Annotated in this window: 12 protein-coding genes; 8 read left to right on the forward strand and 4 right to left on the reverse strand. The window is 72.3% G+C overall.

What is annotated here, in order from left to right:
* Window positions 1-5 precede the first annotated feature (5 nt).
* The 3 genes from fdh to nrfD are packed head-to-tail and all read left to right on the forward strand — an operon-like array spanning window position 6 to window position 5,031.
* Window positions 6-3,251, forward strand: a complete 3,246-nt coding sequence (fdh, locus tag ABD355_RS17195; protein WP_344401262.1) for a formate dehydrogenase — start codon at window positions 6-8, stop codon at window positions 3,249-3,251.
* Window positions 3,248-4,090, forward strand: a complete 843-nt coding sequence (locus tag ABD355_RS17200; protein WP_344401263.1) for a 4Fe-4S dicluster domain-containing protein — start codon at window positions 3,248-3,250, stop codon at window positions 4,088-4,090. Before fdh ends, ABD355_RS17200 begins: the two co-directional genes overlap by 4 nt.
* Window positions 4,087-5,031: an NrfD/PsrC family molybdoenzyme membrane anchor subunit gene (gene nrfD / locus ABD355_RS17205; protein WP_344401265.1), complete on the forward strand. Its 945-nt coding sequence runs from the start codon at window positions 4,087-4,089 to the stop codon at window positions 5,029-5,031. Before ABD355_RS17200 ends, nrfD begins: the two co-directional genes overlap by 4 nt.
* A 224-nt stretch (window positions 5,032-5,255) precedes the next feature.
* Here nrfD and ABD355_RS17210 read toward each other — a convergent pair whose 3' ends face one another.
* Entirely contained in the window at window positions 5,256-6,284 is a 1,029-nt protein-coding gene (locus tag ABD355_RS17210; protein ID WP_344401266.1) for an SDR family oxidoreductase, read from the reverse strand.
* A 166-nt stretch (window positions 6,285-6,450) separates the two neighbouring features.
* On the opposite strand from ABD355_RS17210, the gene ABD355_RS17215 reads away from it, so the two are divergent.
* Window positions 6,451-7,287 carry an alpha/beta fold hydrolase gene (locus tag ABD355_RS17215; protein WP_344401267.1) on the forward strand — a complete coding sequence of 279 codons (837 nt, stop codon included), beginning with the start codon at window positions 6,451-6,453 and terminating at the stop codon, window positions 7,285-7,287.
* Window positions 7,288-7,329: 42 nt separating this feature from the next.
* The gene (locus tag ABD355_RS17220) at window positions 7,330-7,986 is read left to right on the forward strand and encodes a M15 family metallopeptidase (RefSeq protein ID WP_344401268.1); all 657 of its coding nucleotides are present in this window, start codon (window positions 7,330-7,332) and stop codon (window positions 7,984-7,986) included.
* Window positions 7,987-8,189: 203 nt separating this feature from the next.
* Here the strand turns inward: ABD355_RS17220 and ABD355_RS17225 are convergent, their stop codons facing one another.
* The 3 genes from ABD355_RS17225 to ABD355_RS17235 all read right to left on the reverse strand — a co-directional run bounded on the left by ABD355_RS17225 (window position 8,190) and on the right by ABD355_RS17235 (window position 11,199).
* Complete coding sequence (locus ABD355_RS17225; protein ID WP_344401269.1) at window positions 8,190-9,152, reverse strand: SDR family NAD(P)-dependent oxidoreductase; 963 nt, start codon at window positions 9,150-9,152, stop codon at window positions 8,190-8,192.
* A 311-nt stretch (window positions 9,153-9,463) separates the two neighbouring features.
* Window positions 9,464-10,120: an HAD family hydrolase gene (locus tag ABD355_RS17230; protein WP_344401270.1), complete on the reverse strand. Its 657-nt coding sequence runs from the start codon at window positions 10,118-10,120 to the stop codon at window positions 9,464-9,466.
* 38 nt (window positions 10,121-10,158) lie between these two features.
* Window positions 10,159-11,199 (reverse strand): PHP domain-containing protein, encoded by a 1,041-nt coding sequence (locus ABD355_RS17235; protein ID WP_344401271.1) that lies wholly within the window; start codon window positions 11,197-11,199, stop codon window positions 10,159-10,161.
* A 111-nt stretch (window positions 11,200-11,310) separates the two neighbouring features.
* Here ABD355_RS17235 and ABD355_RS17240 point away from each other — a divergent pair, with 111 nt between their 5' ends.
* Genes ABD355_RS17240 through ABD355_RS17250 form a run of 3 tightly spaced genes read left to right on the forward strand, consistent with a single transcriptional unit; the run spans window position 11,311 to window position 13,422 of the window.
* The gene (locus tag ABD355_RS17240) at window positions 11,311-12,114 is read left to right on the forward strand and encodes an SDR family oxidoreductase (protein ID WP_344401272.1); all 804 of its coding nucleotides are present in this window, start codon (window positions 11,311-11,313) and stop codon (window positions 12,112-12,114) included.
* Between the two features lie 10 nt (window positions 12,115-12,124).
* On the forward strand, window positions 12,125-13,141 hold the full coding sequence (locus ABD355_RS17245; protein ID WP_344401273.1) for a DNA topoisomerase IB: 1,017 nt from the start codon (window positions 12,125-12,127) through the stop codon (window positions 13,139-13,141).
* 44 nt (window positions 13,142-13,185) lie between these two features.
* Window positions 13,186-13,422 (forward strand): hypothetical protein, encoded by a 237-nt coding sequence (locus tag ABD355_RS17250; protein WP_344401275.1) that lies wholly within the window; start codon window positions 13,186-13,188, stop codon window positions 13,420-13,422.
* Window positions 13,423-13,426: the final 4 nt, after the last annotated feature.

The raw sequence follows: 13,426 nt of genomic DNA on the forward strand, positions 1-13,426 counted from the left end.
CCACCATGGGTATCGGCGACCGGGTCCGCGCATGGCCCGTCTACCGGCAGCTCACCGGCACCGACCGTACGGGCCGGGGGAGCGCCGCGAAATCCTCGTACACCGAAGGCCTGCGGCCCCGCACGGACAGCGCGGAGCGCGTGGTGCAGTCCGTGTGCCCCTACTGCGCGGTCGGCTGCGGCCAGCAGGTCTATGTCCGGGACGAGAAAGTCATACAGATCGAGGGCGATCCCGCCTCGCCGGTCAGCCGCGGACGGCTGTGTCCCAAGGGCTCGGCCACCCTGCAGCTGACCACCGGACCGGCCCGTGAGCACCAGGTGCTCTACCGCCGCCCGCACGGCACCGACTGGGAGCCGCTCGACCTGGACACGGCCATGGACATGGTCGCCGACCGGGTCCTGCGCACCCGGCGCGAGACCTGGGAATGGGAGCGCGACGGAATGCGCACCGCGCGCACCCTGGGCATCGCCAGTCTCGGCGGCGCCACCCTCGACAACGAGGAGAACTACCTCATCAAGAAGCTGCTGACCGGCCTCGGCGTGGTGCAGGTGGAGAACCAGGCCCGGGTCTGTCACTCCTCCACGGTCGCAGGTCTCGGCACCTCCTTCGGCCGCGGCGGCGCCACCACCTTCATGCAGGACCTGCAGTACTCCGACTGCATCGTCATCGAGGGCTCCAACTTCGCCGAGTGCCACCCGGTCGGCTTCCAGTGGGTGATGGAGGCCAAGAAGCGCGGCGCCACCATCATCGACGTCGACCCGCGCTTCAACCGCACCAGCGCGCTCGCCGACCTGTACGTGCCCATCCGCGCGGGCACCGACATCGCCTTCCTCGGCGGGATCATCAACCACGTCCTGACCGAGGAGAAGGACTTCCGGGAGTACGTCCTCAACTACACCAACGCCTCCACCCTGGTCGGCGAGGACTTCCGCGACACCGAGGACCTCGACGGCGTCTTCTCCGGCCTCGACGAGGAGAAGAAGCACTACGACCCCACCACCTGGCAGTACGAGGGCGTCGAGATCCAGCAGCCGGCCGGCGAGGCCGACGAGCTCTACGAGGAGCGCACCCGCAAGTCCGCCGGCGCCGAGGCGCACGGCTCCGGCGGAGCGCGTACGGGGCACCGCGCCCCCACCGACGAGACCCTCCAGCATCCGCGCTGCGTCTACCAGATCCTCAAGCGGCACTACGCCCGCTACACCCCCGAGATGGTCGAGGAGGTCTGCGGCATCCCCCGCGAGACCTTCCGGCAGGTCTGCGACGCGCTGACCACCAACTCCGGCCCCGAGCGCACCAGCGCCTTCTGCTACGCCGTCGGCTGGACCCAGCACACCACCGGGGCCCAGTTCATCCGCGCCGCCTGCGTCCTCCAGCTCCTGCTCGGCAACATCGGCCGAACCGGCGGCGGCATCCAGGCCCTGCGCGGCCATGCCTCCATCCAGGGCTCAAGCGACATCCCCACCCTGTTCAACCTGCTGCCCGGCTACATCCCGATGCCGCACGCCCACGAGGACATGAACCTCGACAACTTCGTCGAGACGACCCGCACGGTGAAGGGCTTCTGGGCCGACATGCGGGCGTACATCGTCAGTCTGCTGAAGGCCTACTACGGCGACGCCGCCACTCCCGACAACGACTTCTGCTTCGACCACCTGCCGCGGCTGACCGGCTCGCACTCCACCTACGACACGGTCATGGCCCAGCTCGACGGCGACTGCAAGGGCTACTTCCTGCTCGGCGAGAACCCGGCGGTCGGCTCCGCCAACACCCGTCTGCAGCGGCTGGGCATGGCCAACCTGGACTGGCTGGTCGTGCGGGACTTCTCCCTGATCGAGTCGGCGACGTGGTGGAAGGACGGCCCCGAGATCGAGACCGGTGAGCTGCGCACCGAGGACATCGGCACCGAGGTGTTCTTCTTCCCGGCCGCTTCCCACACCGAGAAGTCCGGTTCCTTCACCAACACCAACCGCTGGGTGCAGTGGCACTACCAGGCGGTGGAACCCGAGGGCGACGCCCGCAGCGACCTGTGGTTCATGTACCACCTGGGCCGCCGCATCAGGGAGAAGCTGACCGGCTCGACGGACCCCATGGACCGCCCGGTCCTCGACCTGACCTGGGACTACCCGGTCACCGGGGACCTCGAGGAACCCGTCGCCGACGCCGTGCTTGCCGAGATCAGCGGCCATGGTCCCGACGACACCCCGTTGAGCGCGTACACCGAACTCAAGGACGACGGCTCCACCCGCTGCGGCTGCTGGATCTACTGCGGGGTCTACGCCGACGGCGTCAACCAGGCCGCCCGCAAGAAACCCCACTGGGAGCAGGACTGGGTGGCCGCCGAGTGGGCCTGGGCCTGGCCCGCCAACCGGCGCATCCTCTACAACCGCGCCTCCGCCGCGCCCGACGGCACGCCCTGGAGCGAGCGCAAGAAGTACGTCTGGTGGGACGCGGAGGAGGGCAAGTGGACCGGGCGTGACGTCCCGGACTTCGTCCCCGACCGCGCACCCGACTTCGTGCCCGACGAGGACGCGGTCGGCTCCGACGCGCTGCGCGGCGACGACCCGTTCATCATGCAGGCCGACGGCAAGGGCTGGCTGTTCACCCCCGCAGGCCTGGAGGACGGCCCGCTGCCCAGCCACTACGAGCCGCAGGACTCGCCGTTCCCCAACGCCCTGTACCCCTCCACCCCGCGCAACCCGGTGCGCCAGCTGCTGCCCCGCGAGGGCAACCGCTACCACCCCAGCGGAGACGAGAAGGGCGCCGAGGTCTTCCCGTACGTCGTCACCACGCACCGCCTCACCGAGCACTTCACGGCGGGCGGCATGAGCCGCTGGTCGGAGTATCTGTCCGAGCTGCAGCCGGAGTTCTTCTGCGAGGTCTCGCCCGCGCTGGCCCGTGAGCGCGGCCTGGAGAACGGCGGCTGGGCGACGATCGTCACCGCCCGCAACGCCGTCGAGGCGCGGGTGCTGGTGACCGACCGTATCCGGCCCTTGCGGGTGCAGGGCCGCACGATCCATCAGATCGGCCTGCCCTTCCACTGGGGCCCGAACGGCGTCGCGAAGGGCGATGCAGCCAACGAGCTGCTGGCCATCGCCCTCGACCCCAACGCCCACATCCAGGAGGACAAGGCGCTGACCGCCGACATCCGTGCCGGCCGCCGCCCGCGCGGCCCGGACCTGCCGAGGCTGGTCGCCGAGTACCGCACCCGGGCCGGTATCACCCCGGACACCGGAACGGAGGCACGCAAGTGAGCGAGGAACGCGTCGGCTTCTTCACCGACACCTCCGTCTGCATCGGCTGCAAGGCCTGCGAGGTCGCCTGCAAGGAGTGGAACGCCATCCCGGAGGACGGGCTGTCGCTCACGGCCATGTCGTACGACAACACGCAGGCGCTCGGCGCCTCGACCTGGCGGCACGTGGCCTTCATCGAGCAGCCGCGCCCGGACGGCCGTACCCAACTTCCGCTGGTCGAGGGCGAGTCGACCGCGCAGGAGACACCGGTCGGCGGCGACGGCGAGCTGCGCTGGCTGATGTCCTCCGACGTGTGCAAGCACTGCACCCACGCCGCCTGCCTCGACGTCTGCCCCACCGGCTCGCTCTTCCGCACCGAGTTCGGCACGGTCGTCGTCCAGGAGGACATCTGCAACGGCTGCGGCTACTGCGTGCCCGCCTGCCCCTACGGCGTCATCGAGCAACGGCCGCGCGACGGCCGCGCGTTCAAGTGCACGATGTGCTACGACCGCCTTGGCGCAGGACAGGAACCGGCCTGCGCCAAGGCCTGCCCCACCGAGTCCATCCAGTTCGGTCCGCTCGACGAACTGCGCGAGCGGGCCGCGCTGCGCGTCGACCAGCTGCACGAGGCGGGCGTCACCGACGCCCGGCTCTACGGCCACGACCCGGACGACGGCGTGGGCGGCGACGGCGCGTTCTTCCTGCTCCTGGACGAGCCCGAGGTGTACGGGCTGCCCCCGGACCCCGTGGTCACCACCCGGGACCTGCCCGCGATGTGGAAGCACGCGGGCGCCGCGGCCCTGTCCCTGCTGGGCGGCCTCGCGGCCTGCTTCGCACTCACGGGAAGGGGCCGGCGATGAGCACGACCGAGCGTGCGGGACGCAGGCGGCGGCGCGGCGAGCAAGCCGTCGTCCCCCGGGCCGAGTTCCAGTCCTACTACGGCCGTCCCGTCATCAAGGCGCCCTCCTGGGCCGCCCCCGACATCGCCGGGTACTTCTTCCTCGGCGGGCTCGCCGGAGCAGGGTCGGTGCTCGCGGCGGGCGCGCACCTGACCGGACGTACGACGACCGCGACGGCACTGAAGGTGTCCTCGCTGGCCTCCGTCTCCCTGTCGGCCGCCGCCCTGATCCACGACCTCGGAAAGCCGAGCCGGTTCGCGAACATGCTGCGGGTGTTCAAGCCGACCTCGCCCATGAGCATGGGGTCCTGGCTGCTCGGCGCCTACGGGCCCGTGGCGGGTGCGGCCGCCGCGAGCGCCGTGACCGGCCGGTCGCCGCGTCTCGGGGGCGCGGCGACCGGCGCCGCCGCACTGCTGGGCCCGGCGGTCGCCACTTACACCGGGGTGCTGGCCGCCGACACCGCCGTACCGGCCTGGCACGGCGTCCACCGGGAGCTGCCGTACCTGTTCGCGGCGTCCGCGACCGCGGCGGCGTCCGGGATGGCCCTCGTTGCCGGACCTCCGAGCGAGAACGCTCCGGCCCGGTGCGCCGCGGCGCTGGCTGCGCTGGCCGACGCGGCGGTGTCGAAGGCGGCCGAGCAGCGCATGGGCATGGTCGCCGAGACCTGGCGGGAGGGCCGGGCCGGCGCACTGCTCCGGGCGGCGCAGGTGCTCACCGCCGGCGGTGCCGTCACCGCCGCGCTCTTCGGCGGACGGCGTGGCGCCGCGGTCGCCTCCGGGCTCGCCCTGCTCGCAGGATCGGCCTGCACCCGCTTCGGCGTCTTCGCGGCGGGCATCGCCTCGGCCGAGGACCCCAAGTACACGGTGGTGCCACAGCGCGAACGGCTCGACGAGACCACATAGCCCTCGCACCGTCAGCCCACCTGGCACGCCCGCGCGTCTCGACGAGCGGCCGTGGACACGTTCCGGGCCGGTCAGCCGACCTTGCGCCCCCGCCGTGCTGCAGCCCCTTGGAACTCCTCCAGGAGAACTCCTCCAGGACTTCGGTCGCCTCGTGCTCCGGGTGCCGGCCCAGCTCGGCACGCTCGCGCGTCTCGACGCGCGGCCGTGGACATGTTCCGGGCCGGTCAGCCGACCTTGCGCCCCCGCAGTGGCGCAGTCCGTGCGCCCTCGCCGTGCTGCAGCCCCTGCAGGAACTCCTCCAGGACTTCGGTCGCCTCGTGCTCCGGGTGCCAGCCCAGCTCGGCATGCGCGCGTGTGCAGTCCATCAGTGGCAGCCGAAGGACCGCGTCGAACAGATGCGGCGACGCGGGCAGCAGATGCAGGCCCCAGGCGGCGGCGATCGCCGAGCGGGCCGCGACGCGGGGGAGCCGGATCGGGCGGGTGTCCAGCAGCTGAGCGAGCAGTTCGGCGTCGACCGGGGGCTCGGCCGCCAGGTTGAAGGCGCCGCGGACCTCGGCGCCGAGCGCGAGGACGTACGCCCTGGCCGCGTCGTCGGTGTGCAGCGCCTGGGCCCGCAGACCCGGGATGTCAGGGAGGAAGGGCAACAGCTCCGGGCGCGCCAGCGGGCCCGGCAGGAAGCGGCCGCCGAAGATCCGGCGCTGCTCGCTCGCCGACTCGCGCTTGAAGAGGAACGCGGGCCGCATCCGGACCACCCGCACCTCCGGGTGGTCGCGCTCGAAGGTGTCCAGGGTGCGCTCCAGATAGGCCTTCTCCCGGCAGTACGCGGCATCCGGCCAGCCGTGCGTCGGCCACGACTCGTCCACCGCGTGGTCCTTCGGTCCCGGAGAGTAGGCGCCCACCGACGAGGCGTGCACGAGCGTCGGCACCCGGGCCGCCGCGACCGCCTCGAACACCCGGATGCTCCCGAGCACGTTCGTGCGCCAGGTCGCCGCCGGATCATGCGTGGGCTGGAAGGCCCACGCCAGATGGACGACCGCGTCGGCGTCCTCGAACTCCTTGACCAGATCGGCCTGTTGGGACGCCAGGTCGACCGCGGACCACTCGGTCCGCGCCGGCGACCACTCGGGAATCCGCCGGGCCAGCCCCAGCACGGACCCCACCTGCGCTTCCTCGGAGAGGAGGCGCACCACACTGGTGCCGACGTTGCCGGTGGCACCCGTGACCACGATCCTGCTGCCCACTGCGCTGCTCACCTTCGGCTCCTTCCGGCCGCACGGTCCGAAACGGGGTGACCGAGTACCCGGCCGGGGGGAGCACACGCGGAACCTGCCGTATGACCTCGGAGGTAATCGACGCCCGTCCCTGCCCCCGGAACGATGGAGGACGTACCCACCCCACCGGATCGCAGGGGGACGCCCCATGCCGTATTTCGCCAGCCCGGCCGACGGCGCGCAGCTGCACTTCGTCGACCACGGCCCGGCCGACGGCCCCGTGGCCGTCTTCGTCAACAGCGCCTACCTGGGCACCGAGATGTGGGAGTTCCAGATGCTGCCGCTGGCGGCCGAGGGCTACCGCTGCGTGGGCCTGGACCGGCGCGGGCACGGACGCTCCGAGGACGTGTGGAACGGCTACGACCTCGACACCCTCGCCGACGACCTGTACGGGCTGCTGGACCATCTGGATCTGCGCGCGGTGACGCTGATCGGCCACTCCGTCGGCAGCGCCGAGATCGTGCGCTGCCTGACCCGGCACGGCAGCGGCCGGGTGACCCGTGTCGCGCTCGTGGCGGGCATCGCCCCGGGCGTGGTCCGCACGGAGGACAACCCGGACGGCTGGGACCCCGAGGTCATGCGGGCGGGCAACGCGGCCTTCCTGCGCGACCGGGCGGCGTTCTTCAACGACCCCGGCGCACTGCGCGACTTCTTCGCCCTGCACCGGCCGGGCAACGACGTGTCGACCGCCTACGTCCGCTACCTCAGCGACCGCTGCCTGGTGTCCACCGCGCGGGCCTCCAGCGCGGTCCAGGAGACGATCGTCACCCTCGACGTCGCTCCCGAACTGGCCAAGCTGGAGGTGCCGTTGCTCGTCGTACACGGCACGCACGACGCCTCGGCACCCCTGGAGACGACCGGCCGCCGCGCCGCCGGCCTCGCCCCCGACGCCACCCTCAAGGTCTACGAGAACGCGGGGCACGGTCTGTTCGCCACCCATGCCGAACAACTCACCGCCGACCTGCGGGAGTTCATGGGCGACTGAGCCCCGGCGGCTCCGGGCGGGCGGCCGGGAGATGATCAAGCCATGAGCGAGATCATCCTGATGTCCGACGCCCGGGTCGCCGCCGTACCCGTGGCGGAGAACGGCGAGCCCCTCGTCGACGTACGAGACAAGCTCCTGGTCGACGACCGCAAGCACAAGGACTCCCACGGCGCCGAGGTCCAGCTGCGCCGCGGCGTCCTCGACCGCCTCCTCGCCGCCCAGGCCCTGCTCCCGGAGGGCCTGCGCCTGCTGTTCGTGGAGGGATACCGGCCGCCGGCCCTCCAGCGCCGCTACTTCGAGCGGTACGCCGACGAACTGCGCGCCGCCCACCCGGACTGGCCCGCCGACCGCATCCTCAGCGCAGCCAGCCGCTATGTCTCCCCGCCCGAGATCGCCCCGCACAGCGCGGGCGCGGCCGTCGACCTGACGCTCGCCGACGCCGAGGGCCGCGAACTGGACCTGGGCACCGAGATGAACGCCAACCCGGAGCAGAGCGACGGCGCCTGCTACACGGCGGCCGCCAACATCACGGAGGAGGCCCGCGCCCACCGTGCCCTGCTCGGCGGCGCGCTGACGGCCGCCGGGCTCGTCAACTACCCCACCGAGTGGTGGCACTGGTCCTACGGAGACCGCTACTGGGCCCTCGTGACCGGCGCACCCGCCGCCCTGTTCGGGCCGAGGGAACCGGGTGACTCCTAGGCCTTGTGGTCAAATTCTCGCCTGTGCGGCGACGCCTGGCACGGCACTGCCCTTCACGGCCTTAAGGGCGTGAGGGGACGCCAGCCGCGTTGCCGAACCACCCACGTGCCTCCTGCCCCACTCGGCTTCGCCCGAGCGGGGGGGACCCCCATGACGCCGCCGGGCCGCCCTTCGGGCGGACGACGGGAATTTGACGACAGGTCCTAGGCGAAGGCGTTCACGCCCGTCAGCTCCGCCGACAACTCCCACAGCCGGGCGGCCTGGTCGGGGTCGATCGCCCAGTCCTTGACGCCGCTGGTCGCGCCGTCGACCGCGGGCTCGGCGATGTCGCAGTCCTCCAGGTAGACGCCGCCGAGGCCGTCCAGCTGGGCCGAGGTCGCCGCCCACACCTGGGTGGCCGCGCCCTGCGGCGGGGTCTTGAAGCCCTCGGGGTTGAGGACGTTGCCGTCCTCGTCGATCCAGCCGCGCTCGACCATCTCCGCCTTGGGGATGTGCCGCTGCAGCGGGGTGAGGATGCCGCCGGGGTGCAGGGAGAAGGCGCGCACGCCGGCGTCCCGGCCGAGCTTGTCGAGGTGGACGGCGAACAGGACGTTCGCGGTCTTGGCCTGTCCGTAGGCCTGCCACTTGTCGTAGCCCTGCGTCCAGTGGACGTCGTCCCAGCGCATGCCCGAGAAGTGGTGGGCGCGGGAGGAGACGGAGACGACGCGGGCGCCGCCTGGGGCGATCGCCGGCCACAGCCGGTTGACCAGGGCGAAGTGGCCCAGGTGGTTGGTGGCGAACTGGGCCTCCCAGCCGGGCCCCACCCGTGTCTCCGGGCACGCCATGATCCCGGCGTTGTCGATCATGATGTCGATGGTCCGTCCGGAGGCGAGGAAGCCATCGGCGAAGGCCCGTACGCTCTCCAGGTCGCCGAGGTCCAGCTCGTCCACCTCGACGCCGTCGAGGCCGGCCAGCGCCTCCTCGGCGGTGGCCCGGCGGCGGGCCGGGACGACGACCCGGGCGCCCGCCTTGGTCAGGGCGCGCGTGGTCTCCAGGCCCAGCCCCGAGTAGCCGCCGGTGACGACGGCGAGCCTGCCGGTCAGGTCGACGCCCTGAAGGACGTCGTCGGCCGTGCTCGTGGCGCCGAAACCGGATCCGATCTTGTGCTGTGCAGTGCCAGTGCTCATGACGGGAACGCTACGGATTGGAGTGCTCTCGAAGTCAAGCGCGGACCGGGGCGGTCGGGCGCGGGCATGAAAGAGCCCCGACCGGACGGGGGAGGCCGGTCGGGGCTCGCTCGGTGGTGGGCACGGATGGCGGTCGCCTCTCGGCGAAAGGCTCCACAGGGCTTCAGCCGAACGATCGTCCCTGTGGGCGAATGGTGAGGCCCGGGGACACTGTCCCATCCGCACCCACGGTTGGTTCAACGGCGAACTACCGCTGGGTGTTCCTGTGTTCGGCACCTTGCGTGGTGATCTGCGTCACCCGTTCGGGGTGTTCAGGCCAGCGGACTGTTCTCCAGGGCGGACAGCAGATGCGCGGGGTCGTCGTACACGGCCTCGGCTCCCGCCTCCTCCAGGTCGGCGCGCGGGATGCCGCCGCACAGCACGCCCAGACAGCGCACGCCGGCCCGGCTGCCCGCGCGCATGTCCCACACGGTGTCACCGACGAAGACCGCCCGTTCGGCGGGCACCCCGGCCAGTTCCAGGGCGTGTTCGACGGGCTCGGGGGCCGGCTTTCCCTCCTTGACGTCGTCCGCGCTCGCGGTGGCGGTGATCGCGTCGTCGGCGCAGATCGCGCGGCGCAGCGCGGAGAGTTCCGGGCCGCTCGCGGAGGTGGCCAGCACCACCGTCCAGCCGTCGTGGTCGAGGCGCCGCAGCAGCCGCCCGGCGTCCTCGAACGCGGGCAGCCGGTCGAAGTACTGGCCGTACAACGCCTTGTGCGCGGCGCTGAGTTCGGCGTCCCGGTCCGGATCCCGCCGATCGCCCAGCAGCCGGGCGACGAGGTCCTCGGAGCCGAGGCCGACGGAGCGGTGGATGGCGTGCATGGGCACCTTGTGGCCGGCTTGGCGGAAGGCCTCCCACCAGGTCGCCACGTGCAGGTGGTTGGTGTCGACGAGGGTTCCGTCGACGTCGAACACGGCCGCCCGTTCCATGCGCACTCCTTTGCTGTTCCGCTGCCCCGAGTACCACGTCAGGTTCCTGTCACTCCTGCGGGCGTGCGCCGCGAGCGGGTCCAGGCCAGCAGATCGTCCAGACTCCAGGTGTTCACCACGCGCTCGGCCGGCACCCCGCACTCCTCGGCCCGGGCACAGCCGAGGATCTGCCAGTCCAGCTGGCCGGGCGCGTGCGCGTCGGTGTCGACGGAGAACAGCACCCCCGACCCGACCGCCCGGCGCAGCAGCCGCCGTGGCGGATCGAGCCGCTCGGGCCTGCTGTTGATCTCCAGGGCGGTGCCCGTCTCGGCCAGCGCGGCGAACACCTCGTCGGCGTCGAACTCCGACTCGGGCCGCCCCCGCCCGGTCACCAGCCGCCCCGTGCAGTGCCCGAGCACATCGGAGTGCGGACTGCGTACGGCGGCCACCATCCGGCGGGTCATCGAGCGGGCGTCCATGCGCAGCTTGGAGTGCACCGACACCACGACCACGTCGAGCCGCTCAAGCAGCTCCGGCTCCTGGTCCAGCGAGCCGTCGTCGAGGATGTCGCACTCGATGCCGGTGAGCAGCCGGAACGGCGCCCAGGTGGTGTTCAGCTCCGCCACCACGTCCAGCTGTTCCCGCAGCCGTTCGGGAGACAGCCCGCGCGCCACGGTCAGCCGGGGGGAGTGGTCCGTCAGCACGGCCCACTCGTGCCCGAGGGCCTGCGCGGCCCGGCCCATCTCCTCGATCGGGCTGCCGCCGTCCGACCAGTCGGAGTGCAGATGGCAGTCCCCGCGCAACCTGGCCCGCAGCCCCGCGCCGGCCCGGTCCTCGCTCGGCGCCCCCGCCTCGCCCTCCAGCTTGACCAGATAGCCGGGCACCTCTCCGGCCAGCGCCTCCCGGACGACCTGCGCGGTCTTCGGGCCGACGCCCTTCAGCGACTCCAGTGACCCGGCGGCCGCCCGCTCGCGGACCTCGTCCGCGGGCAGGGACGTCAGCACGCGGGCCGCCGTGCGGAAGGCGCGGACGCGGTACGTCGGCGCCAGGGACCGCTCCAGCAGGAAGGCGATCCGCTCCAGTGCCTCGACGGGATCCATGGTGACCTCCTCCTCCAGGGTTCCCCAGCGCCGGGCACCCCGCACGGTTTGTCCCGCCCGCACCCGGGTACTGCGATGCGCACCCCCGCACCGTCCAGGAGGAGGTCGGCGATGCCCACATCAGCTCCCGCCAAGGTCGCCGTGATCACCGGCTCCGACTCCGGCATCGGCCGCGCCACCGCCGTAAGGCTCGCCCGGGCGGGCATGGACGTCGGCATCACCTGGAACAGCGACCTCAAGGGCGCCGAGGAGACCGCGGAGGAGGTCCGCGCCCACGGGCAGCGGGCCGCCGTGGCCCAGATGGACCTCACCCGGCTGCCCACCGCCGCCGGCACCGTCGACGAGCTCTGCGACCGGCTCGGCCGCCTCGACGTGCTGGTCAACAACGCCGGCACCGGCACCATGACGCCCTTCCTCGACCTGGAGCTCGACACGGTGCGCGAGGTCCTCGACGTCGATCTGATCGGCCCGTTCCTGTGCGGACAGCGGGCGGCGCGGCACATGATCCGGCAGGGCGACGGCGGCCGGATCGTCAACGTGACCTCCGTCCACGAACACCAGCCGCGGGTCGGCGCCGCCCCGTACTGCGCGGCCAAGGGCGGCCTCGGACTGCTCACCCAGGTCATGGCCCTGGAGCTCGCCGAGTACGGCATCACCGTCAACGCGGTCGCGCCGGGCGAGATCGCCACCCCGATGACCGGCCAGGAGGACACCGACGTGCACACCGAACCCCGCCCCGGCATCCCCGTAGGACGGCCCGGCGACGCCCGTGAGGTCGCCGCCGTCATCGCCTTCCTCGCGGGCCCCGACGCCTCCTACGTCACCGGCGCCTCCTGGAGCGTGGACGGCGGCATGCTGCGGATGGGCCCGCAGGCCGGCTCCCACCTCAAGAGCGACGACTGGCGTCGGCCCTGAGCCGGCCGCCGTGCGACTGCGCACCAGCTCCTGCGACGGCCCCGGCTTCACCCGCGTCCGCTGCGGCCGCGGCTTCCGCTACCTGGACGAGACCGGCGCGCCGCTGAAGGACCCCGGGCACCTCGCCCGTATCCGGGCCCTGGTCATCCCGCCCGCCTGGCGGGACGTGTGGATCTGCCCCTGGCCGGGCGGCCACCTCCAGGCCGTCGGCACCGACGACGCAGGGCGCCGCCAGTACCTCTACCACGAACAGTTCCGCGCCCAGCAGGAGCAGGCCAAGCACGAACACGTCCGCGAGGTCGCCCGCGCCCTGCCCGAACTGCGCGCCAGGGTCGCCCTGGACCTCGCCGGACGCGGCCTGTCCCGCTCCCGGGTCACCGCCTGCGCCGTGCGCCTGCTCGACCTCGGCTTCTTCCGCATCGGCAGCGACCGGCACACCCGCGAGAGCGAGACCTACGGCCTGACGACGATGCTGCGCGAGCACGTCACCTGCGGCCGCGGGGAGATCGCGTTCAGCTATCCGGCCAAGGGCGGCACCGAGATCGTACGGGCGCTCGTCGACGAGCAGGCGCATGCCGTCGTACGGGCCCTGCTGCGCCGCCGCAGCGGCGGGGAGCGGCTGCTGGTGTACTGGGACCGGCACGCCTGGCACGACCTGCACGGCGACGACCTCAACGAGGCGCTGCGCCGGCTGTCCGGCACCGAGATCACCGCAAAGGACTTCCGCACCTGGCACGCCACGGTCCTCGCCGCCGTCGCCCTGGCCGTCGTCACCGAGGAGGCACGCGCCACCCCGGCCGCCCGGCGCCGGCAGACCAGCCGCGCCGTCCGCGAGGTCAGCCACTACCTCGGCAACACGCCCGCCGTCTGCCGCGCCTCCTACATCGACCCCCGGGTCGTGGAGCTCTTCGAGCAGGGCGAGACCATCGCCCCCGTGCTCACCCGGCTGGGCGAACACGGGGACTTCGGCCGTCCCGCGACGCAGGGCGCCGTCGAGGCGGCGGTGCTCGAGCTCCTGCAGCGCTGACACCCCCGAGCGAGCCGCCACCGATGCGTCCTACGCTCTATTGCATGACCGAACAAGCAGCTCCCCACATCTCCAATCCGCGGATCATGGTCCTCGGTGTGCAGCCGGGCACACCGCCGTTCCGGATCGTGGAGATCGACGGCGAAGTGATCGGTGAGGCCAAGTCCGTCACCGACGTCCTGGAGGCCGCCGCCGCCTTCGGCATCACGGTGCACGACTTGGACGACCCGGACGTGGTGCGCTGGGTCGGCGGCGACAAGTTCACCTGGAAGCTGCACTGACGGC

The organism is Streptomyces longisporus, assembly GCF_039532765.1.
GTDB lineage: Bacteria > Actinomycetota > Actinomycetes > Streptomycetales > Streptomycetaceae > Streptomyces > Streptomyces longisporus.